This window comes from Pseudomonas sp. BN607, assembly GCF_029871175.1.
Taxonomy (GTDB): Bacteria; Pseudomonadota; Gammaproteobacteria; order Pseudomonadales; family Pseudomonadaceae; genus Aquipseudomonas.
Window position 1 is genome coordinate 11,224 of the sequence record NZ_SSOE01000019.1, and the last position, 22,070, is coordinate 33,293.

The following is a 22,070-nucleotide window of genomic DNA, read 5'->3' on the forward strand; positions in this document are numbered from 1 at the left end:
ACACCCTATTCCCTCCACCTTTCCCATACCTGTGGGATTGTGACAGCCTCCAGGCTTCAGCGGTGCAGCACGTACTGGCCGCTGAATTTCACCGCGGGTTCGTCACTATCGGCATTGCTCACCGTGGTCTGCAGCGTCAGCCGCGCCCGGCCACGCCGCTGGTACAGGTTCAGGAACCGCTCCCAGACCTTCTCGTCCGGCGCCGCACAGCGCGCCAGCGCGGCGCCGGTTACCGGCAACGGATAACTGATCTGCCCTTCCTGAATGACGATATGCCCGTCGTCTATCCCCAGTTCGCGCAGCCGCAGGTGCAGCCAGCCCCAACCTGCCAGCACTGCCGCGCAGTACAGGCTGCCGCCGAACATGGTGCTCTTGTGGTTGACGTTGGGCGCCAGTGGCAGCTGCAATTGCAGGGTGTGCTGCTGCCAACCGATTACTTCCAGGCCCATTTCACGGGTCAGGGGGATGTCGCTGTGCAGTACGGACTGCAGGTACTGGCTATCGGTGCTCATCAACGGTGGTCCTCTTGGTCGTCATGCCCGCCGCTACCGCCGTCAAAGCTCAGGCCATGCTTGCGCAGCTTGTCGTGCAGGGTCTTGCGGGGTATGCCCAGCGCCTCGGCCAGGCTGCGCATGGAGCTGTGTGGCTGGGCCAGTTCGGCCGCGATCAGCGAGCGCTCGAATTGCTCTACCTGCTCACTGAGGTTGCCGCTCGGCATTGGCTGTGTCGGTGCGGCCGCTGGCGGTGCCTGGCCGTCCAGGGCCAGTTCCAGGCCAAGGGCGAAACGCTCGGCGGCGTTCTGCAACTCGCGCACATTGCCTGGCCAGCCGTGGCGTAGCAGCAGGGCACGTTGTGCCGGTTGCAGGGTGTGCGGCGCCAGGCCATGGCGCTGGCTGGCGGCGTCGGCAAAGTGCTGGAACAACACCAGGATGTCATCGCCGCGTTCACGCAGCGGTGGGATACGCAGCGGTGCCACGTTCAGGCGGTAATACAGGTCGGCGCGAAAGCGCCCTTGGTCGGCGGACTGGCGCAGGTCTTCCTTGGTCGCGGCGATGATGCGGATATCCAGTGGGATCAGCTGGTTGCCGCCGAGTCGCTCGACCACTCGTTCCTGCAACATGCGCAGCAGTTTTACCTGTACATCCAGGCTCATGCTCTCGATTTCGTCGAGGAACAGCGTGCCGCCATTGGCGAATTCGAACTTGCCGATACGGCGTTTTTGCGCGCCAGTAAACGCACCGGGTTCATGGCCGAACAGCTCGCTTTCGACCACCGACTCGGCCAGTGCTCCGGCGTTGATCGCCACGAAGGGCCCGTCGCGGCGGCTGGACAGGTCGTGCAGGGCGCGGGCCACCACCTCTTTGCCCGCGCCGGTCTCACCAAGGATCAGCACATCGGCGCGGGTGCCGGCCAAGGCGCCGATCTGCTCGCGCAGGCGCAGCATGGATGGCGAATGACCGACCAGGCGGGTGGCCAGTTGCTGGCGGTCGCTCAGTGCCAGGCGCAGGCTGCGGTTGTCCAGCACCAGCCGCCGCAGGGCCAGGGCCCGGCGCACGCTGTCGAGCAGGGCGTCCGTAGCGAAGGGTTTTTCCAGAAAGTCATAAGCCCCGGCACGCATTGCCTGCACCGCTAGCGGCACGTCGCCATGGCCGGTTATCAACAGTACCGGCAGCTCGCTGTCACGGCCGTGCAATTGTTCCAGCAACTGCAGGCCATCGATGCCGGGCATGCGGATGTCGGTGACCACCACACCGGGCCAGTCGGCCTCGATACGGTCAGCCAAGCCTTGGGCATCGGCCAGGGCGACCACTTTGAGCCCCGCCAGGTCCAGGGTCTGGCTCAGCGCCTGGCGCAGGTGCGGGTCATCGTCCACCAGGATGACCTGGGCTTGGCTGTCTATCAGTGTCTCGGTGGTCATGCCGAGGGGTCCTCCGAATTGGGCAAGGTAGCGCCAGGCGCGGCCACACGCAGCTGCAAGGTCAGCAGGGCGCCACCTTCCGGGTGGTTGGCCAGCAGCAGTTCACCACCCAGGGCGCGCATCAGGCTTTCGCAGATGGCCAACCCCAGGCCCAGGCCCTGAGTGCGGGTCTTGGTGGTGAAGAACGGCTCCTTGGCGTGCTCCAGGGCCTGGCGGCTGAAACCGGGGCCATTGTCGCGGATGTACAGGTAGACGCAGTCATCCCGCTGCTCGGCACTCAGCCACAGGCGCCTCGGGTTGGCTTTTTCGGTCAAGGCGTCGAGTGCATTGGCCAGCAGGTTGCCCAGCACCTGGCGCAGGCGGGTTTCGCCGGCCTGTACCCACAATGTTGCTTCCGGCAGGTCGCGAATCAGCTCCACGGCCATCGCCCGGCGGCGCTTGGCCAGCAGTGCCAGGGCATCGTCCAGGGCTGGCTGCAGGGCCACGCTCTCCGGGGCATGGCGGTCGCGGCGGGCGAACGCGCGCAGGTGGGCGATGATCGAGGCCATGCGGCCGGTCAGCTCTCCGATCAGCTTGAGGTTGCCGCGGGCGTCTTCGGTGCGCTGGTGATCGAGCAGGATTTCGGCGTTCTCCGCATAGCTGCGAATAGCCGCCAGCGGCTGGTTGAGCTCATGGCTGATGCTGGCCGACATGGTGCCGAGTACCGATAGCTTGCCGGCCTGAACCAGTTCGTCCTGGGCGCGCACGGCCTCCTGCTGGGCGTTCTCGCGTTCCAGCACGGCAAGCTTGAGGCGGGTGTTGAGGCCTTCGAGGTCGGCCGTGCGTTCGGCTACGCGCTTTTCCAGTTCCTGGCGGCCACGGGCCTCGAAGTCGATGCGGTCGATGTAGTGGCGGCGCCGCTGCATCACCAGCCCGGCCAGCAGCATTACCACCAGCAAGGTACCGGCACCGATGGCCGTCACTGTCTGTACAGAACGGTCGACCAGTATGCGCGGGGCGAGGATGCTCACCTGCCAGCCGGTTTCCTTGATATCACGGGTCTGGGTGAGCCACGCGTCCGGGTTGAGTACAAGCGGTTGCGGGGCCTGGGTAGGGTAGGGCTGGATAGCGATGATCGCCTGGCGTTCGGCCTCGCTCAGCACGCGGGTGGCGCGGAAGCGCCAGTCAGGACGCGAAGTGAGGATGACCACGCCATTGTGATCGGTCAGCAACAACTGCTCGGGGGTACGGCCCCAGAGGGTTTCGGTGTGATCGAGATCGACCTTGACTACCAGCACGCCAACGATGCGCTCGCGGTCGCGCACGGCGGCGGCAAAGAAGTAGCCACGTTTGGCCGAAGTGGTGCCCTGGCCAAAAAAACGCCCCAGATGGCCGGCCATGGCTTCGTTGAAGTAAGGGCGGAAGGCGAAATTGCGGCCGACGAAGCTGTCGTGCTTGTCCCAATTGGAGGCCGCCAGCGTGTTGCCGCTGACGTCCATCAGGTACATCACCTCGGCACCGGTCTGCTGCACGATGTTCTTGAGCAGGCGGTTGGCGTTGGTCACCGCTTCCAGGCGGAAAGGGTCGGCCAGTACGCCACGCAACGCCGGCAGGTCGCCGAGGATCTGCGGCAGGGTTTCGTAGCGGTGCAGGGTGCCGAGCAGGTTGGCGACGTACAGGTCGAGGGTCTGGCGGTTCTGCGAGGCCAGCTCGTCCTGATAATAGCGTTCGGCAAGGTGGTGCAGCGGCCAGAGTAACGGGGCCAGGCACAGGGCCAACAGGGCCAGGCTGCGCCAGCGGGGACGGCGTGGGGGCGTGGGTTTTGCAATCATCACGTAAATGCGCCAGAAAAGTCTGACGCAATTATGCGCTAGTTACGGCAGCAGTTCCGCCTCCGCCAGTGGCAGGCCGACCTTGTCCTTGTCTGACAGCACCGGTGGCTGCTGCAGCCCCCAGTCGATGGCCAGTTGCGCATCGTCCCAGCGAATGCAGCGGTCTGCGCCAGGGTTGTAGTAATCGGTGGTCTTGTACAGGAACTCGGCGGATTCGCTCATGACGGCAAACCCGTGGGCGAAGCCCGGTGGTATCCATAGTTGCCGATGGTTGTCGGCCGACAGGTTCACTGCGACCCATTGGCCGAAGGTTGGCGAGCTTTTGCGCACATCCACGGCGACATCGCGGATTTCCCCCTGCACCACGCGCACCAGCTTGCCCTGGGTGTTTTCTACCTGGTAATGCAACCCACGCAGCACGCCTTGGATGGAGCGCGAGTGGTTGTCCTGGACGAACTCGAGATTCACCCCGGTCTGCCGGGCGAACTCGCGAGCGTTGAATGCCTCGAAGAAAAAACCACGGCTGTCACCGAATACTTTCGGCTCGATGATCAGTACTTCCGGGATGGCGGTAGGGATGATGTTCATAGCGGCTTACTGGCCCGTTGCTCAAGTATTGACCCTAGCCGGCTTGCACGATTTTTGCGCAAGCCGCTTTAAAAGGATGCACGTGGTGTGGTTATGGTAGACGTCAGACGGGTCTGCGCGCCAGATGAAACCAGTGAGGATCCGATTCATATCGGCTTTATAGCGAGTTTTATCCTGCAAATTCCCGATTATCGGGCTTTAAACATCGATATATATCGGTTATAAATGGGCAAACGCCCCAGCACACTCCGGCTCAGGGCCATCACAGAGGTCACCCATGAAAACCCTCAACTCCACGCCCCGTGCCGATGGTTTCCACATGCCCGCCGAGTGGGCCCCGCAAACCCAGGTGTGGATGGTCTGGCCGGAACGCCCCGACAACTGGCGTTTGGGCGGCAAGCCGGCGCAGGCAGCCCACGTAACCCTGGCCAAGGCGATCGCCCGCTTTGAACCGGTAACCGTTGCGGCGTCTGCTGGCCAGTACGAAAACGCCCGCCGCCAGCTCGACCAGCCGAACATCCGTGTGGTCGAAATCAGCAATGACGACGCTTGGGTGCGTGACACCGGCCCGACCTTCGTCATCAATGACCAGGGTGAAGTGCGCGGCGTGGACTGGGGCTTCAACGCGTGGGGCGGCTTCGACGGTGGCCTGTATGCTCCTTGGAACCGCGACGAGGAACTGGCCGCCAAGGTGCTGGAAATGGAGCGCTGCCAGCGCTACCACACCGAAGGCTTCGTGCTGGAGGGCGGCTCGATCCACGTGGACGGTGAAGGCACCGTGATCACTACCGAGGAATGCTTGCTCAACCGTAACCGCAACCCGCACCTGAAGCGTGAGCAGATTGAAGCGGTGCTGCGTGAACAGTTGTCAGTAGACACCGTGGTGTGGCTGCCCGATGGCCTGTACAACGACGAAACCGATGGCCACGTCGACAACTTCTGCTGTTACGTGCGCCCGGGCGAAGTGTTACTGGCCTGGACCGATGATTCCAACGACCCCAACTATGCGCGCTGCCACGCGGCCATGGAGGTGTTGCAGAACACCCGTGATGCCAAGGGCCGGGAGTTCATCGTGCACAAGATGCCGATTCCGGGCCCGCTGTTCGCCACCGCTGAAGAGTGTGCCGGCGTCGATCAAGTGGCCGGTAGCCAGGAGCGTGACCCATCGGTGCGCCTGGCCGGGTCGTACGTGAACTTCCTGATCGTCAACGGCGGCATTATTGCGCCTAGCTTTGACGACCCGGCAGATGCCGAAGCCAGAGCGATTCTGACGAAGATTTTCCCTGACCACGAAGTAGTGATGATCCCTGGCCGCGAGTTGTTGCTCGGTGGTGGCAACATTCACTGCCTGACTCAGCAGCAGCCGGCGCCAGTGAAGCGTTGAGCGCTGTGTGAATAACAAAGGGCCCGTCTTCTGACGGGCCTTTTTTTTGGGCGACACCCGGCCTCCAGGCTGGCATACGTTTTGTATTGTTTTTCAAGTAGATAGCCCGGCCGTGCTGGGCTCTCGGATCTGTAACATTACCTACGTAAATTAGCCGCTCACGGGCCAGGGAGTACGTGTAGACATGAACGCAGCAAGTGAGTCGGCTTTGCGCCCATTGGCAGTGGATCACCAGTCGCTCAAGGTTGTGGCGAAGTGGTTGAAACACCATGGAAGCATCAGGGTCAGGACGACCGACCCACGACGTCTGCTTGCCGGACGGTATCCCCAAGGGTTGATCAGCGAAGCAGAAATGCAGGCGCTGATAGCGGTGTGGCACTGATCGAAGAACACCCGTGACTGTGGGAGCGGGCTTGTCCCGCGAAGGGCGCCGCGCGCTGCATGGCACCGGCTTTGCCGGTGTTCGCGGGGCAAGCCCGCTCCCACAGCGTCCCTGATGGTCAGGCGCTGCTTGAGCCAGTCAATCTCAATCCCCGACTTCCTTCTGCCCATCGCCGGGAAGGCATAAGCGTCTGCACAGGAAAATTGTCCGATCGATCAAAAGGTCATTTCCTACACAAGATAAATTGCCCGCTGATTGCGCACACCAGCATGGAAATGCACCAGACACGCCGGTAATTTTGGTTATATCAACCTGCATTTCACGATTTTTTGACATTTGTAATCGCACACGGCTAGGATTCGGCCAACGCCTGCTGGCCATAACCTTGGCCATGCTGTTGCCAGAGGCCGCCGTGCACTTACCGGCAGGCCTTCAAGTGTGGATCCGCATAGCGTCGAACCTACGAAGGGGCGTTGGTTCCTGGCGTCGTATTGCAGCGCGTTCTTGATTAAGAAATAAGGAAAACAACATGTTCAAAACCAGGATCAGCCTGGTCGCCTTGGCGATGATCGCCGCGACCCAGGCACAGGCCAATGACCAGGCCGACAGCAAGGGCTTCATCGAGGACAGCCACGCCAACGTCCTTCTGCGCAACGCCTACATCAACCGCGACAAGAAGCACGGCACCGACGACCAGATCGAATGGGGCCAGGCGTTCATCGCCAACTTCTCCTCCGGCTTCACTCAGGGCACCGTAGGTGTAGGTGTCGACGCATTCGGCCTGTACGCCGTGCGTCTCGATGGTGGCAAAGGCCACAACGGTGGCGCGGGCGTCGACTTCTTCAAGCCGAGTGATACCGACCCGGCCAACTCCCCGCACAACTTGGCCCGTGGCGGTGCTGCGATCAAGTTCCGAATCTCCAACACCGTGCTCAAGTACGGTGACCAGATGCCGGCACTGCCAGTGCTGCAGTATGACGATGCGCGCCTGCTGCCAGAGAGCTTCACCGGTACCCTGATTACCTCCAAGGAAATCGAGGGCCTGGAACTGAACGCTGGTCGCTTCACGCAGGAAGCCCGCAAGAGCGCTGAAGGTCGTGACAGTGGCCACCTGAAGTCCATCAACGTGTTCGGCGGCAGCTACAAGTTCACCGACAACTTCACCGCTTCGCTGTACACGGCCGACAACGAAGATGTGATGAAGAAGCACTACCTGGGCTTGAACTACGTCTTCCCGATCGCCAGCGACCAGTCCCTGACCCTGGATTTCAACGGCTACAAGACTGATATCGACAAGAAATTCGTCGAGAAAGCCAGCCTGACCGGTGACGACAACACAATCTGGAGCCTGGCGGCCACCTACGCCTTTGGCCCGCACTCGATCACCTTGGCCCACCAGCGCAGCACCGGCAGCACCGGCTACAACTACGGTGGCTACCAGAGCCAGCCTTGGGGAACCAGCGATGGTGGATCGACCATCTACCTGGCCAACTCCTACTGGTCTGACTTCAACGCCGAAGACGAGCGCTCCTGGCAGTTGGGTTATGGTCTGGACTTTGGTGCCTTCGGTCTGCCAGGCCTGACGTACAAGGTTGCGTACGTTGTGGGTGACAACATCAATACCCACGGCTTCGGCGAAGGTAAAGAGCGCGAGATCTTCAACCAGGTTCGTTACGTCGTTCAGGACGGCCCGGCCAAGGACCTGTCGATCAAACTGCGTAGCTCGTTCCTGCGTACCAACAATGCTGTGCAGCAGAACGGTTACAACGACGACGGCAACGAAGTCCGCGTATTCGTCGAGTACCCGATCAGCATCTTCTGATCCGCAGTTGTTTGCATGAAAGCTGGGGCCGCGCTGCGCCCCTTCGCGGGCTTGCCCGCTCCCACAGGTACAGCGCCGCCTTCAAGTCTGGCGCTGCAGGTGTGGGAGCGGGCAAGCCCGCGAAGGGCTGCAGGGCAGCCCCAGTCTTGTTTTTCATGCAGGCTCAGTCTCTTCGTGGCGCAGTCTTGATGCCACACCTCGTGTTGCAGCCCCCCCAGTCTCCGGCGCAAAACTGTCGCTACGCGCCATCTGCCACATCCGCGCATAAAACTCGCTTTCTATCGAGCCACTGAGCAGTTCGCCTGGCTTGAGGAACGTGTGCAGGTCCGAAAACAACCCGATCTCGCTAGGGCTGATGCGCCGGGCCAGGTGCTTGGGCTTCAGCTCCGAAGGGTGCTCCAGGCCCGCAGCCGCCAGCATTTCAGCCAGTGCGTGCAGTGTGTTGCGATGGAAGCTGGCGACCCGCTCGGCCTTGTCTGGCACCACCAGGGCGCGCTGGCGCAGTGGGTCTTGGGTGGCCACGCCGGTCGGGCACTTGTTGGTGTGGCAGCTTTGCGACTGGATGCAGCCAATCGCGAACATGAAGCCGCGTGCCGAGTTGACCCAGTCAGCGCCGATGGCCAACACACTGGCAATGTCGAAGGCGCTGACGATCTTGCCCGCCGCGCCAATCCGAATGCTGGAGCGCAGGTTCAGGCCGACCAAGGTGTTGTGCACGAACATCAGGCCTTCGCGCATGGGTACGCCCATGTTGTCGCTGAATTCGCGTGGTGCCGCTCCGGTGCCGCCTTCCTTGCCATCGACAACGATGAAGTCCGGCGTAATGCCGGTGGCCAGCATGGCTTTGGCGATGCCCATGAACTCCCACGGGTGGCCCAGGCAGAACTTGAAGCCCACGGGTTTACCCCCCGACAGCTCGCGCAGGCTCGCCACGAACTGTAGCAACTCGACCGGTGTGCGGAAGGCACTGTGTGCGGCCGGTGAGATACAGTCCTCGCCCACGCGCACGCCACGGGTCTCGGCGATTTCAGGGCTGACCTTATGCCCCGGCAAGATGCCGCCGTGCCCCGGCTTGGCGCCTTGGCTGAGCTTGATCTCGATCATCTTCACCTGTGGCGAGCGGGCCTGTTCGGCGAAACGGTGCGGGTCGAAACGACCGTCCGCCGTACGGCAGCCGAAGTAGCCGCTGCCAATTTCCCAGATCAGGTCACCGCCGTGTTCACGGTGGTACGGGCTGATGCTGCCTTCGCCAGTGTCGTGGGCAAACCGGCCCATCCGCGCACCGCGGTTGAGGGCGGAGATAGCGTTGGCGCTGAGCGCACCAAAGCTCATGGCAGATATGTTGAAGATCGAGGCCGAGTAGGGCAGGCGGCATTGTGGCCCGCCAATGGCGATACGAAACGATGCCGGGTCTGGCGTGGCCACTGGCAGCATCGAATGGCTAATGAACTCGAACCCGGGCTTGTAGGCATCGTTGAGCGTGCCGAAAGCTTTCTCGGCGCTTTCGTTCTTGGCGCGGGCGTAGACCAGCGAGCGCTGCGAGCGGGAGAACGGCAGCTTGTCGTCGTCGCCTTCGATCAGGTACTGGCGGATTTCCGGGCGGATGGTTTCGATCAGGTAGCGGATGTTACCCAGGATCGGGTAGTTGCGGCGCACGGCGTGGTGGCTTTGGCGCAGGTCGTTGAGCCCGATCAGGCTGAGCAGGGCAGTGATCAGTGTTATTGGCCAGAGCCAGGCGTGTTGGGGTAGCAGCGGCAAGCTGGCAAACGTGAACAACAGGCAGATGGCGAGGCAGGCATAGCGGCTGGGCAGAGAGTGATTCATGGGTCCATCGCAGGCAGGATGACCGGGCATAGGATAGGCAAAGGCGGGGGAGGGAAAACCTGGGTAATCGGTAAAAGACTGTTACCTGATTGCGTAGTCCCAGCACCTCGCGACACAAGGCCGCTCCCACAGAAAATCGCGTTAGCCAGGCAGCAATATGCTGACCCGCAACCCACCGCTCTCTCGGTTCGACAGCAGCAGTTCACCCCCATGGCTGGCAGCGATCCGCTGGGCGATGCTCAACCCCAACCCATATCCGCCGTATGCCTGGTTACGCGACCCGTCACCGCGCACGAAGGGGTCGGTAATGGTCGCCAGCAGGTCCGGTGCAATGCCCGGCCCGCAGTCGTCGATATGGATCAACACCCCTTTTGTGGGCCGTTCCAGCGTGACCGAAATGTGCTGGGCATAGCGCAGCGCATTCACCAGCAAGTTTTGCAGGCAGCGCTGCAACAGCAAGGCATCTACCCGCAAACTGCCCGCCTGGCCGTGCACCGGAAGTGGTTCTTCAGCAGTGGCCAAGTCCGCACACTGGCGCGCAACCAATCGGTCCAGGTCCACCTGCTGCAAATTCTGCTGCTCCCCCGCACGCAGGTAGTCCAGAACCTGGCCGATCATATCGTCCATCTGCGTAATGTTCTGCCGCAAGCGCTGGCGGTGTTCGTCATCTGGCAGGCGCTCCAGGCGCAGGCGCATACGGGTCAGCGGGGTGCGCAGGTCGTGAGACACGGCGGCCAGGAAGTAGGCCTTGTCGTTGACCATGGCAATCAGCCGCTGCTGCATGGCATTGAAGGCCTGGGCCGCCTGGCGCACTTCCTCCGGGCCATCCAGTGCCAGCGGTGGCTGTTCAAGGTTGCTGCCCAGGCCACGTGCGGCATCGGCCAGGCGCCGCAGTGGGCGCAGGCACAGGCGCACGGCAAGCAGGCATACCAGCAGTACCGCGACGATGCGCAGCGCATACACCCGCAGCAGGTAATCGCTGATCAGCACCCAGGCTGACTCGCCGCTCCAGCCCTGCAACTCCTGGCCATCGATGGTCAGCCAGTGGCCATCGGCCAACGGCACCGCGAACTGGATATGCGCTTGCGCCGTGCGCAGGCCGAACAGGCTGCGCCAGACAATCGGCTGGCCAAGTTCGTCGGTCAGTTGCACCTTCATCAGGCGCAGGTCCTGGGCATGCCCCAGTTCGTACTTGAGGGCCTGCTGCAGCAACAGCTCGATGCGCCTGCGCCCGCGACGCTCGTCATGCTCCGCCGTGGGCAGGTGCTCGGCGCAGCGCAGCTGGTAATGGGCTGGCGCCTGCAACGTGCCACCGTGGCAGTCGGCCTGGGCAATCAGCGGTGCACTGCGTGCAGCGATCAGCCGCACCGGGGCTTCGAGCACCTGGGCAAAGCGCACATCGAACCAGATGCTGCTCGACATCAACTGGATCAACAACGTGCCGCTGACCATGATCAGCAGCAACTGGCCAAACAAGGTGCGCGGCCACAGACGGCGAAGCCAGCGCATGTCAGGCGTCGGCCGCGAGGTTGGCGATACTCAGCAGATAGCCTTCGTTGCGGATCGTGAGAATTTGCGCGGCCCCCGCCGGTGCACGGCGCAGTTGCTGGCGCAGGCGGCTGACGCACATGTCCACCGAACGGTCGTCGGGCAGGTGGTCGCGGCCAAACGCGCTACGCGTCAGCTGGTCGCGGGAGACCACGCGGTTGTTGGCATCCAGCAATTCGCGCAGCACGCGGTAGTCGGAGCGGGGCAGGGTCAGCGTCTCGCCATCGGGGCGGGTGAGCAGACGCTTGACGTGTTCAAGGCGAAAGCCTGCGAACTGCTGGGCATCCACCACGGCGGGCTCTTCGGCGGGGGTGTCCAGACGTTGCGGGCGACGCAGCACGGCCTTGATCCGGGCGATCAGCTCGCGTGGTTCGAAAGGCTTGGCCAGGTAGTCGTCGGCACCCACTTCCAGGCCGATGATGCGGTCCAGCGTGCTGCCCTTGGCCGACAGCATGATCACGGCCAGCCCCGGCGTCGCTTGCAACTGGCGGCACAGGCTAAGGCCATCTTCACCCGGCAGCATGAGGTCGAGCACCACCAGGTCCACCTTGTGCCGGGCCAGTTGTTCGCGCATCTGTTCACCGTCGGCTGCGGCTAGCACGTTGTAGCCGGCATCGGTCAGGTAGTCACAAAGAAGTTCGCGGATCTCGTCGTCATCGTCGACAACCAGCAAGGTCGTGCTCATGCGGAAAAAACCTGTTCGGTGAGGGCCGGTGGCGCTCGTTACGTTCAATTACATCCCCGTACATGTCGGGTCTGGAGCCGGGAGGGCCGATCCCTAGAATCCTAACAAAAAATCATCTGCAAATACGAAGCCTTCCCAAATGAATCCCAAGAGCATCCCGCAACTGTTCACCCCTATCAGCCAAGGCGGCCCTCGCCTCAACCCGCTGGCCTTCTTCGTGGCCGTCGCCATCAGTGGCGGGGCCGTAGCTGCCGACGGCAAACCTCTGGAACTGGACGCCACGCAGATCGAAGACAGCGCGCTGCTGCCCGCCGATGATGCCGGCCAATTGGGTTACACGGTCGAGAGCACCCGCAGCTCTACCGGCCTGGCGCTGACGCCACGGCAAACGCCGCAATCGGTCACCACCATCACCCGTCAGCAGATGGATGACCGTGGCATCCACACCATCGAGCAGGCGCTGGAAACCACGCCGGGCGTCACGGCCAACAAGTCCGAGGTGGGCGGGCGTACCGACTATCGGGCCCGTGGCTACTCGATCAGCAACTGGAAGGTCGATGGCCTGCAGACCCAGGGCGGCTCTGATTTCAGTGGCAGCGGCAATGCGTTGAACATGGACCTGTACGAACGCATCGACATCGTGCGCGGCGCCAACGGCCTGCTCGGTGGCACTGGCGACCCTTCGGCCACCGTCAACCTGATCCGCAAGGCACCGACCAAAACCTTCGGCGGCAGCGCCTACGCCACTTATGGCAGCTGGGACAAACGTCGCCTGGGTGCTGACCTGAATCTGCCGCTGTCCGAAGATGGCCGCCTGCGTTCGCGCTTCGTGATGACCCAGCAGGACGCCAACTCGTTCCGCGACAACCAGTCCGAACGCTCCCGCGCCGCGCTGGCCAATTTCGAGTTCGACCTGGACGACGCCACCACCCTGGGCGCCGGTTACCAGTATGAGTACAACAAGGTCGTGGGTGGTGGCTGGGGTGCGAACATCCCCATCTGGTACCGCGACGGCAGCAAGACCGACTTGCCGCGCAGCACCAACGTAGTGCCCAGCTGGAGCTTTGGCGAGTACACCACGCGTACTGCGTTTGGCTCGCTGGAGCATCGCTTCGACAACGACTGGACCCTGGACCTGAAAGCCGCCCAAGCCACCACCGAAGCCCTGAACCATCGCGGCCTTGCCAAGGTGAACTCGGCTGGGCGCGGCACCTATGGCGGTTACTGGGACCAGGATGGCAGCGGCGCCGTGTTGAACGGTTTGCACAGCTCCAGCGACACCACCCAGCAGTCCGCGCAGATCGACCTGTCCGGCCCGTTCCAGCTGTTTGGCCGCACCCACCAGGCCATGGTCGGCTACAACGACAGCCGCACCGTCGGCTGGTCGCCTCAGTACACCTGCACCATGGTCGGCGACGGCATGACCAGCGCGCCTGCACTGGGTTGCCAGTTCCGCGCCAACAACGGCTTCCCGGTGACCGACTGGCACAATGGCGTGGATGACGACTACGACCTCATCGCCTCGCGCACCGGCCTTCACAGCAAGACCACCACTCGCCTGCAGGGCATGTACGCCGCCACCCGCCTGAGCATCACCGACCCGCTGTCGGTAATCGTTGGCGTGCGCACCAGCAACTATTCCTCGGTCACCCGCAGCGTGGCCGGCGAGCGCAGCAGCCAGGAAGAAAATGGCATCGTCACCCCCTACCTGGGCACGGTGTATGACCTCAACGACAACTACTCGGTATACGCCAGCTACACCGACATCTTCACCCCGCAAACCTCTGAAACCAGCAGCGGCAGCAAGGTCGAGCCGATTCGTGGGCAAAGCTACGAAACAGGTATCAAGGGTGAGTGGTTCGATGGCCGCCTGAACGCCTCGGCGGCGTACTTCCGCACCAAGCAGGAAAACAAAGCCGTGCTGGACGGCGACCTGACCACCCCGACTGGCGGCAACGCGTACAAGGCCGGTTCCGGCCAGGAAACCGACGGTATCGACCTGGAAGTTGCGGGCGCCCTGACCCCCAACTGGAACGTTTACGCCGGCTACACCTACCTGCACTTCCGCCGCGTCGACAGCGACGGCCGCAGCGACCCATCGCACCTGTTCAAGGCCTCCACCACCTACCGCCTGAGCGGCCCGCTCGACCGCCTGACCTTGGGCGCCGGCGTGACTGCGCAGACCAACATCCGCGCCATTTCCAGCCCGGCTGGCCAGCCCACGAACGGTGTGAGCAATGGGGCCACTGACGTGAACTGGTCCGGTTATGCCATCTGGAATGCCATGGCCAAGTACCAGCTCACCGACAACACCAGTGTCAGCCTCAACGCCAACAACCTGTTCGACAAGCACTACTACAGCCAGTACGGGTTCTATGCCGGGGCGATCTACGGCGACCCGCGTAACCTGTCGTTGACGGTAAGCACCGCGTTCTGATCAAGCCCTTCCACAAGGCCTGGCGCTGTACCTGTAGGAGCGGGTTCACCCGCGAACACCGGCGCAGCCGGTGCCTGCACGCGCATCGCCAGCTTCGCGGGCAAGCCCGGTCCCATAGAGCCAGCGCTGGGTTCAAGGCCTGCGCTGGGCCGCCAAGCGGCCCTTTCTTACCTGGGCTCTACCGCTTGCCCTGGATCAACCGGCTTCTCCAACTGGCCCTCGAAGCTATCCCAATCCTCGCCAAACAGCTCCACCGGATGCATGGTCCGGTCTGCGCCATTGCCACAGGCTAGCGCCTTGGCAGGGCAGTACAGGTCGCAACCCCAGCAGATTCGCTCGGGGTGGCGAGGGTTTGTGGGGAATCTCTTGGCCATGCTCATCCTTCCTCAGGGCTGCCTGTTCTGAACGTAAACCCCTCGCCCAGCCCGCCGTTTGACCGCCATCAATCCATTGGCGATCCACTGAGGTGAATGTCTTACAATCTAGCGAGCTTCGCCTTGGCGGGGTATCGCAGGGTCGATGATGCACATTGCTGTATCGCAAAAGGAGTTGCTTTGGTGCCCCATTCAACCGGCAAGCGCGGCGTGAGTTACGATCCGTCGCAACGGCGACAACGCAGGGACATTCCATCCATCGTGCGCCGGGTGACGCTAGGCGTTGTGGTCGTCTGGTTGGCACTTGTGGCAAGCCTGAGCGGGTGGGTAGCGCAGCGCCTTACGGCAGAAGAACTCGACAACCTGGCGGCAGGCGCCGAATACGAAGCCCAGATCACGGGGCGAGTCGTAGACCGCCTGTTCACCGAGATGGCCAGCGTGGCCAACATGGTGGCCCGTCAAAGCGAGGTGATCCAACTCGCTGCCCGATATCGCCATGATCCGCCCGGTTTCGCGGCACTCACACGTGAGGAGCGCGCTTCGAAGTTCACCCGTGACCCGCTGGTGCGAAGCGTGGGTGATTTCATGGATAGATTGGCCAGTGATCTTCACTATGCCCGTATCTACATGAACAACCTCTCAGACGATACGGTGACGGCCAGCAACTGGGCGGAGTCATTCAGCATCGTTGGCCAGATCTATACGGGCAGGGCCTACCTCCTCGACGCATTGCGCACCGGCAGTGGTGAAATGTTCGGCATTGCCCGCCTGAACAAAACCCCCTCCTATTTCGTAGCCAGCCGCATCGACGATGCTGACGGCCAGCCACTCGGCTCTGTCACGGTCAAGTTCGATGCCCCGGACATAGCCCTCTACCTGACAGGGCGTCACATTGCCTTGATAGTGAACCGTCAGGGCCGTGTGACCACCGCGTCCAGCGAACCCTTCATGCTGCGTAACGTGGCGGCACTGCTCCCGCCCGATATTCGCAGGCCTCTGGATGGCGACGAAGAGCCGGGCGAGCCCATGGATATCCGCGCAGTGGCTGCCGCGGCTCAGGCCGATCAATGGCTGATTGGCGGGCACCCTTATCTGGTGCATCGCCAGCCCCTGAACGACGCGCAATATCAGCTGCTGACGCTGGCAAAGCTTGATCACCTGCAGCCGATGCGTCAGCAGTACTACTGGACCGGAGCCTCTGTGGCAGCGCTCGGGTTGATCTTGATCTTGCTCTCCAGCCGTGTGGCCGGGCAGATGCTATTGCGCCGCCAGGAAGAACGCTATGCGGCAAACTATGACGCGCTGACCGGGTTGAAGAATCGGCGGGCAATCCTGGCTGCCTTGCATCGGCATTTCGCATTGGCGAAGCGAACGGGGCAGGGGGTGCTGGTGGCGTTTATCGACCTCGATGAATTCAAGGCGATCAACGACACGTACGGGCACGAGGTGGGGGACAAGTTCCTGATCGAAAGCAGCCGGCGCTTGCAGGGCGGGTTGCGGGCAACGGATGAACTTGGGCGCTGGGGTGGTGACGAGTTCGTTGTGATCGGCTTGACCGCTTCGATCCATCCGGACGAAATGGCCAAAACTGCCGCAGCGATGCGCAGACGGCTGGTGCCGCTGCTGATTGGTAGCTACGAGTTTGACAACTGCCGGTTCGATTACGCGGGTGCGAGTTTTGGTATTACGAGTGTTGATCCCGCTGCGACTTCGCTGCAGGCCGCGCTTAAAGCGGCGGATCAGTTGATGTATGCCGATAAAGAGGTGCGGCGGGGGTTGCGGAGGGTTTGAGAGGGGGGAGGGCGAGGGGGCATAACGACACTGAAAACAAAAAAGGCCCACCTTTCGGTGAGCCTTTCTTGATACTGCGTATGGGGCACCAGGAGTCGAATTTATATATAGTCACTTGATAAGCATAGGCTTTTCCTGGTGCCTAATTCAACTCTATCTCAATATCTACCCTTTCACTGCCTAGAAAAGAGCTATGCAAAATTTGCTAGTCGTAAACCTATTACCATGTCGATGCATTCAGCGAGGCTTTTAAATTTTCCAACATAGTCTATTAGATCAGCTCCAGAAGGAGGTGTGTGATGACGACCTGTATGGGCACACACGTTACGCATCTCTATGAAAGACGTGAGAAATAGGTCTAGTCGGCCATGAGACTTGTTTAGGTCATCAATCGAATTCCAAGCCTTTTCGATTTCAAGACCAGACAATAGTGTTGTAACAGTCTCTGTGCCAGGATTCGATTTTGTATTGGCAAATGACTCCCAGGCGAGATAGTATTTCGGTTGATCTAAAGATCCTAATCGTCTGGCTAGGTCTTCTGATATATTTGTTGATTTGAGTTTTTTGTCTTTTTTACTAGCGTTTACTAAGGCGTCCGCACCGCCAGAGTAATGCTTGAGCCGCATAGTTACCGGAATTTGGTGTATAGGTTTGTTTAAGTTGTTGATGGCGTCTATATAGTCTTTTACTATATTCTTGAGGTAGCTTTCAAAGTACCCGCTAAGTAGTACTATAACTGAGCAGCTTATTGCATTTGTGCAGGCGAGTTGGTTAGGTTTTAGCGCTGCAGGAGTTGATAGCGATAGCGCTACTTCTTCAATAGTTTCAAGAGAGCTTAAAAAGTCATCCGTAGCTATAAAATTGTTGTCCATAACTCAAGGTTTCTTTTTGAGGTGCGAGCTAAACATATCCCTCGCTTTGTTTATCCTGGTTTTAATGGCGCCTTTTCCATTAGTGCCGCTTGATACAGACTTGAGGAAGTCTGGGTCGCTACAAAGTGTCGCGAAATCAGCCTTTATTTGTGTTGCAATTTCTTCTGTTATTAACGCTGGGTCGTACTCCGACAAGCCGATCATAATTGCTTCAGCAATTGGGAGTGACGGTGGACCCTTCATCATCTTTGAAGGGTTTCTGAAAGAATTTGTACCAAATACAGTAAGGCTATTTACTACTGCGCGCTCAAAGCGTTCTGCATCCATTTTTTCAAGATTTGGATCTGCGATATATAGCTTGTTACGCTCCTCCATGAACTCTCCGAGAAAGTCTTTGAAAGTGGTATCAATTTTTTCCGGATCAGAAAGAGCAAAAAAGCGCAAAACAATAGATAGGTCGATCATCTTCTGGTAGATCGGATTGGATTGAGCCTCAATCGGGTCTACAGGTATTTCCCATGCTTTACAAAAATCTGGGTGGCGTGACAGTTTATGCAATGCATCCGTAAAAGGCCCTCGGAAGACAGCATTGCGAACTTCCATTTCATTAGCTTTGACGCCGCCTGTGTTGAGGCGATCAAAAACATCATATTTAATGGCCGGGGAAGATTCTTTAAGTAGAGCAATTGCTGAAAGGAAACGTCTAGTTAGGTGCTTATCCAGACCTCTTTTGACAAGGTCATTGAATCTAAGACCATTCAAGTCGTCCCAAACTACTAGCCCCTTCAAGGCTAAAGTGTTATTTAGGAAGTTCTGGATTGCGGTGAGGCGTTGTCTGCCATCTAAGACAACATAAAATCCGTAATCATCCTCGCCTAAAAATACTGGTGGGACCGGGACGTTCATCAAAAGAGATTCGATTAAACGTGATTGCCTTTCTTCATCCCAGCGATCACGACGTTGAAACTCAGGATTGATTTTAATGTTATCATCGAGCATTGCAGGAAGTGTGGAGATCGGGATGTCAAGCTTCTGTGTAACAATTTGGCGCATTTGCGCCTTGTACTTCTTCTCGAAACCAGATAGTCCTTCTCCCTCTGGTTCCATTTCGACAATATCGACGTCCGCAGTATTTGAATCGTTCATCTACTTACTCCCTGTCACGATATTCGACGGATAATCTTCTTGTAAAAAATAACAGTATATTTCTAGTTTTTTTGAAAACATAGAACACTCTCAGTAGTGTTCCTGGTATTGAGATATTTCTTGGACTTAAGGTTTACATCAACCATTGATCTTGAAGCCTTAAAATCATCTCTCCGCACAATTGCTAGTCCTGAATGGCTTGCCATTTCGGTAACTATTGTGGGTACATCGTTATGGACTTCTTTATAGTGAGAGTCTTGCACCACTAAAAAGCAGGGGCTTCCAGGCTTCAAGATTCTAGAAATTTCTTCGACTGATCGAGATAATGAGGAAAAATATTGCAAATGATTTTTGAAGTAGTAGCCTTTCGAGGCATGCGACTGGTGGTTGTACAGTCTTTCTAAGAATAGAGCGCAAGTAGAACCCCATTTGCTCTCAAGGGTTGGTGCAATACGTTGCACTGTAGATGTTCCAGTAAGCCCTCTGCGGAGTGTGTCAAATTCGGACTGTTCGCATCGGATAACCGCAAGTTCTATGGCGGTAGATACTGCGTAATCTATTCGAGTGCAGTATGGCGGGGACGATATAATTGCATCGACTGATTCATTATTGAGTGCAATGTTTTCTGCGTTTCCAATTTTTAAGCATGCAGTTGAATCAGATTCGCGAGACTTAAAGCCGTTAAGTCCATCGAGCAAACTCAAGCTTCTGATTTCGTCTAAAAATACCGTATAAATAGTGCTTTGTGATGGGCGCTTGCGGTTCAACTTTGTTTTAGGTTGTTTTACCCAGGTTGGGTTTGAAGGTATAAAATCTAGAAGCAGCTTTCGCGTGGTTCGGAACAGTGCTACGTAAAAAAAAGCGGCTAGCGACGAGACTTGATCCATGGCCTTATTGTTGTTTAGCTGGATATATGTTTCGTTCGATATTAATAGATTGTTAATTCTAGTTTCTAAGTTTCGGAGCGCAACAGTGCTTCCGGTGTTAAACCATTTTAGTAGAGGCTCGTCATCGTTTATCGTGAGCGCCTCTATGCTTAGTTGCGACTGATCAATTAATGATTTAGCAATTGAAATCAGGCTGGGGCGCTCTAATGGCGATAGTAGGCGTGCCTTGGCGACTAGAACCATTGCAGGGTTTAAGTCAAAGCCAATGCAGTCGAAACCCTGCGAATACGCAGAGGTTGTAGTTGTTCCACTACCATTCCATGGGTCGAATACCAAAGCGTTTCGAGTCGGCTTCAGTGTAGACAATATATTGCTAGAGAACTCGCTGGAGTAACCGGCGTAGTAAGGAAAAACTCTAGACTCTTGCGATGCCTTAGGGGCTTTGTAAAGCTTTGGATTAGAAATCGCTATATTATCGAAAAAGGTCGAATGAGGCTTCATTGGGTACGACTCTTCATGTCATGTGCAAAGAAAGGTAAAGACCAGAGTTCGTAGCAGTAATGAGCCGTTGTCTGGGGGCCGCAAGGTTGAATTTTACGCCACGTAGTACCAGATTTCCACGTTAGGCGAGAACTGATCTGATAACGTTTTTTTCAGCAGGAGGATCGACGCTCACAGCCTGCCTAGTCTTTGGGCTACCAGAGAAGCCGCAGGGCCGGGAGAATGTGATGGGTGCCAAGAGATTTTCAAGAACAAGGTGAGATTTTTCACTCTAGGTCAAGAGGTCAGATTTCTGCCATCACTAGGAATCATTGATACTAATCCGTTCGTAGGGCTTCTCCGTTGCGCAAACGCCGGTGCCTTGCAGAACTCAATTGTCGAGGTGCCGTTTTCCTCTCGATCAATCCGCTGATCAAAACCCTCCCGAATCTCATTTTGGATCGTCCCCATGTCATCCCGCCAAGAATGTTGAGTGTTATCAGGGATCAAGGCCCCTGCGACCTGTGGGGATGTCCTCTAACGCGGGACTGGCGGCTCATTACGACCAAGAGCAAGGGCATCTCATGATCTGGCCTCCTGAGCACCGTTACCGGTGGGCGGGTGGAGGCTGCATTGGCTGACGAGACCAGTGCCGCGAGATCCTGACCCAGGTGCAAGCAGCAATGCGATGACCGGGGCATGCCTGACTGTATGTGGCCAAATTTGCAGACATGGTCGTCGTGTTGCATTCGTTCGTAAAAACGACCAACAGGCCCGACCGGCACGCGATGCAGTCGCCGAAGAGCGGATGAAGGAGTTGAAGCAAGAACTGAGAAAAATGGGATACAGGGTTTAGCTGCCAGGCGTTTGGGTGATCACGATCTGGGGAGGTGAACCGGCATCGTTCGAGGGCAGGGTCAGGCTGGTGCGAAAGCCGAGCTTGTCCAGCATGTCCATCATGGCGTCCAAGGTGAATTTCTCGATCTTGCCATTTGCAAGCTCGGATATGCGGGATTGGGTCACGTTCAACTTGGCCGCGGCATCATGCTGCTTGAGGCCCATTTTTTTGATGCAGTCAGTGATGAAAATGGACAAGTCCATTTTCAAGGCCATTTTGCTGGCGGTATCTGCGTCGTGGGTGGCGTGGAAAGGGCTTTCGTGGAATTGAAGCGCCATTGGCTTGCCTCGGCAGAAATATCTAAAATTTGCGATAAATCGTAGTGGGGATTGGTTGGCGAGTCAAAGCGTTTGTGTTGGAGGGTTTGTCTGCTTTGGAACTGTGCTGATGATCAGAGAATTGCATCAGCCTGGGGTGGGTGGGTCTGCTGCGCAGCCCATCGCAGGCAAGCCAGCTCCCACACTGATCGTGGTGGCTTCAGTGGATTTGTAAGAACAAGACGCTGGCAGGGGCAAGAGTGGAGGGCGGTACTGCGGGGGTTGAAAACAAAAAAGGCCCACCTTTCGGTGAGCCTTTCTTGATACTGCGTATGGTGCCGGCACCAGGAATCGAACCCGGGACCTACTGATTACAAGTCAGTTGCTCTACCATCTGAGCTATACCGGCAATGGGGCGTCATTATAACGATCGTTTGGCGCCTGTAAACCACTTCCTTGCGAATGTTCGCAAAAGACCTAAGTCACCGGCCCAAAAGGAGAATTTTCCTACCAGCCGCGGTGGATGGTATTGACGTTTGGCTCGCTTTTACCCGGGTTGAAGAACAGCTTGTCGTTGTCGCAGCCGCGCTTGCGGCAGGGGCTTTCGGTGCGCAGGGGCAGGCCGTTGTCGCCGCCTAGTTGCATACCGGGGTGGTTCCAGCCCAGGTTGCTGTTGGGGTGGGGCGAGGTGCCGCCGGCGCAGCCGGTAAGGGCCAGGGCGAGGGTCAACAGGGCGAGGGGTTTGGCTCGGGTCACGATGGTCAGGTCCGTTGGTCCATTGTCGGTTCTGGCGCAACGCCAGAAGGCCGCGGGGCTGGCGGGCAGCGCGCGACGTCACTTTTTAATGATTTGGGGGGCGGATGATACACCGTTACGGTGGGTGAGCATTAGCCTTGTGTTGCCTGGTGTGGCCTCTTCGCGGGTGAACCCGCTCCCACAGGGGGCCGCGTAAGCGCGGCTATCTGT

The 22,070-nt window shown here is 58.8% G+C and carries 18 protein-coding genes and 1 tRNA gene; 5 read left to right on the plus strand and 14 right to left on the minus strand.

All coding sequences use genetic code 11. The features are described 5' to 3' along the window. Positions 1-56: 56 nt before the first annotated feature. Genes E8E68_RS01815 through rfbC form a run of 4 tightly spaced genes read right to left on the minus strand, consistent with a single transcriptional unit; the run spans position 57 to position 4,317 of the window. Positions 57-512 carry a YiiD C-terminal domain-containing protein gene (locus tag E8E68_RS01815; protein ID WP_266030502.1) on the minus strand — a complete coding sequence of 152 codons (456 nt, stop codon included), beginning with the start codon at positions 510-512 and terminating at the stop codon, positions 57-59. Next, on the minus strand, positions 512-1,918 hold the full coding sequence (locus tag E8E68_RS01820; RefSeq protein WP_280339395.1) for a sigma-54 dependent transcriptional regulator: 1,407 nt from the start codon (positions 1,916-1,918) through the stop codon (positions 512-514). The genes E8E68_RS01815 and E8E68_RS01820 overlap by 1 nt, the downstream gene beginning before the upstream one ends. Beyond that, positions 1,915-3,729, minus strand: coding sequence for an ATP-binding protein (locus tag E8E68_RS01825; protein WP_266030504.1), 1,815 nt, complete (start codon positions 3,727-3,729; stop codon positions 1,915-1,917). Before E8E68_RS01825 ends, E8E68_RS01820 begins: the two co-directional genes overlap by 4 nt. Before the next feature lie 42 nt (positions 3,730-3,771). Beyond that, entirely contained in the window at positions 3,772-4,317 is a 546-nt protein-coding gene (rfbC, locus tag E8E68_RS01830) for a dTDP-4-dehydrorhamnose 3,5-epimerase (protein ID WP_110744797.1), read from the minus strand. A 277-nt stretch (positions 4,318-4,594) separates the two neighbouring features. On the opposite strand from rfbC, the gene aguA reads away from it, so the two are divergent. The 3 genes from aguA (at position 4,595) to E8E68_RS01845 (ending at position 7,905) form a co-directional block, all read left to right on the plus strand. Beyond that, a complete protein-coding gene (gene aguA / locus E8E68_RS01835; protein WP_266030507.1) occupies positions 4,595-5,701 on the plus strand; it encodes an agmatine deiminase in 1,107 nt (368 codons plus the stop codon). 184 nt (positions 5,702-5,885) lie between these two features. After that, positions 5,886-6,083, plus strand: coding sequence for a hypothetical protein (locus E8E68_RS01840; RefSeq protein WP_110744795.1), 198 nt, complete (start codon positions 5,886-5,888; stop codon positions 6,081-6,083). A gap of 529 nt (positions 6,084-6,612) precedes the next feature. Then, positions 6,613-7,905: an OprD family porin gene (locus tag E8E68_RS01845; RefSeq protein ID WP_110744794.1), complete on the plus strand. Its 1,293-nt coding sequence runs from the start codon at positions 6,613-6,615 to the stop codon at positions 7,903-7,905. A 153-nt stretch (positions 7,906-8,058) separates the two neighbouring features. Here the strand turns inward: E8E68_RS01845 and E8E68_RS01850 are convergent, their stop codons facing one another. From E8E68_RS01850 to E8E68_RS01860, 3 genes are all read right to left on the minus strand, one after another. Further along, on the minus strand, positions 8,059-9,729 hold the full coding sequence (locus E8E68_RS01850) for an FMN-binding glutamate synthase family protein (protein WP_266030509.1): 1,671 nt from the start codon (positions 9,727-9,729) through the stop codon (positions 8,059-8,061). 141 nt (positions 9,730-9,870) lie between these two features. Then, on the minus strand, positions 9,871-11,238 hold the full coding sequence (locus E8E68_RS01855; RefSeq protein ID WP_266030511.1) for an ATP-binding protein: 1,368 nt from the start codon (positions 11,236-11,238) through the stop codon (positions 9,871-9,873). 1 nt (position 11,239) lies between these two features. Beyond that, the gene (locus tag E8E68_RS01860) at positions 11,240-11,962 is read right to left on the minus strand and encodes a response regulator (protein WP_266030513.1); all 723 of its coding nucleotides are present in this window, start codon (positions 11,960-11,962) and stop codon (positions 11,240-11,242) included. Positions 11,963-12,101: 139 nt separating this feature from the next. Here E8E68_RS01860 and E8E68_RS01865 point away from each other — a divergent pair, with 139 nt between their 5' ends. Then, positions 12,102-14,399: a TonB-dependent siderophore receptor gene (locus E8E68_RS01865; RefSeq protein WP_280339401.1), complete on the plus strand. Its 2,298-nt coding sequence runs from the start codon at positions 12,102-12,104 to the stop codon at positions 14,397-14,399. Between the two features lie 167 nt (positions 14,400-14,566). On the opposite strand, the gene E8E68_RS01870 is transcribed toward E8E68_RS01865, so the two are convergent. Then, entirely contained in the window at positions 14,567-14,773 is a 207-nt protein-coding gene (locus E8E68_RS01870; RefSeq protein WP_014860378.1) for a DUF3079 domain-containing protein, read from the minus strand. Positions 14,774-14,953: 180 nt separating this feature from the next. On the opposite strand from E8E68_RS01870, the gene E8E68_RS01875 reads away from it, so the two are divergent. Next, positions 14,954-16,564 (plus strand): sensor domain-containing diguanylate cyclase, encoded by a 1,611-nt coding sequence (locus E8E68_RS01875; protein WP_280339566.1) that lies wholly within the window; start codon positions 14,954-14,956, stop codon positions 16,562-16,564. Between the two features lie 191 nt (positions 16,565-16,755). Here E8E68_RS01875 and E8E68_RS01880 read toward each other — a convergent pair whose 3' ends face one another. The 6 genes from E8E68_RS01880 to E8E68_RS01905 form a co-directional block, all read right to left on the minus strand. Further along, positions 16,756-17,436 (minus strand): MAE_28990/MAE_18760 family HEPN-like nuclease, encoded by a 681-nt coding sequence (locus tag E8E68_RS01880; RefSeq protein ID WP_280339404.1) that lies wholly within the window; start codon positions 17,434-17,436, stop codon positions 16,756-16,758. Positions 17,437-17,439: 3 nt separating this feature from the next. Beyond that, positions 17,440-18,582 carry a DUF262 domain-containing protein gene (locus tag E8E68_RS01885; RefSeq protein WP_280339406.1) on the minus strand — a complete coding sequence of 381 codons (1,143 nt, stop codon included), beginning with the start codon at positions 18,580-18,582 and terminating at the stop codon, positions 17,440-17,442. Positions 18,583-18,644: 62 nt separating this feature from the next. Next, positions 18,645-19,970, minus strand: a complete 1,326-nt coding sequence (locus E8E68_RS01890) for a DNA methylase (protein WP_280339408.1) — start codon at positions 19,968-19,970, stop codon at positions 18,645-18,647. Between the two features lie 831 nt (positions 19,971-20,801). Next, a complete protein-coding gene (locus tag E8E68_RS01895) occupies positions 20,802-21,125 on the minus strand; it encodes a helix-turn-helix transcriptional regulator (RefSeq protein ID WP_102886248.1) in 324 nt (107 codons plus the stop codon). Between the two features lie 312 nt (positions 21,126-21,437). Beyond that, positions 21,438-21,513 (minus strand) — tRNA-Thr (locus E8E68_RS01900). A 98-nt stretch (positions 21,514-21,611) separates the two neighbouring features. Next, positions 21,612-21,860 carry a hypothetical protein gene (locus E8E68_RS01905; RefSeq protein WP_280339412.1) on the minus strand — a complete coding sequence of 83 codons (249 nt, stop codon included), beginning with the start codon at positions 21,858-21,860 and terminating at the stop codon, positions 21,612-21,614. Positions 21,861-22,070 lie beyond the last annotated feature (210 nt).

Excerpts from the sequence above, each read along its gene's own strand:
- E8E68_RS01815 (WP_266030502.1), bottom strand. The coding sequence starts at position 512 with ATGAGCACCGATAGCCAGTACCTGCAGTCCGTACTGCACAGCGACATC.
- E8E68_RS01820 (WP_280339395.1), bottom strand. The coding sequence starts at position 1,918 with ATGACCACCGAGACACTGATAGACAGCCAAGCCCAGGTCATCCTGGTG.
- E8E68_RS01825 (WP_266030504.1), bottom strand. The coding sequence starts at position 3,729 with ATGATTGCAAAACCCACGCCCCCACGCCGTCCCCGCTGGCGCAGCCTG.
- rfbC (WP_110744797.1), bottom strand. The coding sequence starts at position 4,317 with ATGAACATCATCCCTACCGCCATCCCGGAAGTACTGATCATCGAGCCG.
- aguA (WP_266030507.1), top strand. The coding sequence starts at position 4,595 with ATGAAAACCCTCAACTCCACGCCCCGTGCCGATGGTTTCCACATGCCC.
- E8E68_RS01840 (WP_110744795.1), top strand. The coding sequence starts at position 5,886 with ATGAACGCAGCAAGTGAGTCGGCTTTGCGCCCATTGGCAGTGGATCAC.
- E8E68_RS01845 (WP_110744794.1), top strand. The coding sequence starts at position 6,613 with ATGTTCAAAACCAGGATCAGCCTGGTCGCCTTGGCGATGATCGCCGCG.
- E8E68_RS01850 (WP_266030509.1), bottom strand. The coding sequence starts at position 9,729 with ATGAATCACTCTCTGCCCAGCCGCTATGCCTGCCTCGCCATCTGCCTG.
- E8E68_RS01855 (WP_266030511.1), bottom strand. The coding sequence starts at position 11,238 with ATGCGCTGGCTTCGCCGTCTGTGGCCGCGCACCTTGTTTGGCCAGTTG.
- E8E68_RS01860 (WP_266030513.1), bottom strand. The coding sequence starts at position 11,962 with ATGAGCACGACCTTGCTGGTTGTCGACGATGACGACGAGATCCGCGAA.
- E8E68_RS01865 (WP_280339401.1), top strand. The coding sequence starts at position 12,102 with ATGAATCCCAAGAGCATCCCGCAACTGTTCACCCCTATCAGCCAAGGC.
- E8E68_RS01870 (WP_014860378.1), bottom strand. The coding sequence starts at position 14,773 with ATGGCCAAGAGATTCCCCACAAACCCTCGCCACCCCGAGCGAATCTGC.
- E8E68_RS01880 (WP_280339404.1), bottom strand. The coding sequence starts at position 17,436 with ATGGACAACAATTTTATAGCTACGGATGACTTTTTAAGCTCTCTTGAA.
- E8E68_RS01885 (WP_280339406.1), bottom strand. The coding sequence starts at position 18,582 with ATGAACGATTCAAATACTGCGGACGTCGATATTGTCGAAATGGAACCA.
- E8E68_RS01890 (WP_280339408.1), bottom strand. The coding sequence starts at position 19,970 with ATGAAGCCTCATTCGACCTTTTTCGATAATATAGCGATTTCTAATCCA.
- E8E68_RS01895 (WP_102886248.1), bottom strand. The coding sequence starts at position 21,125 with ATGGCGCTTCAATTCCACGAAAGCCCTTTCCACGCCACCCACGACGCA.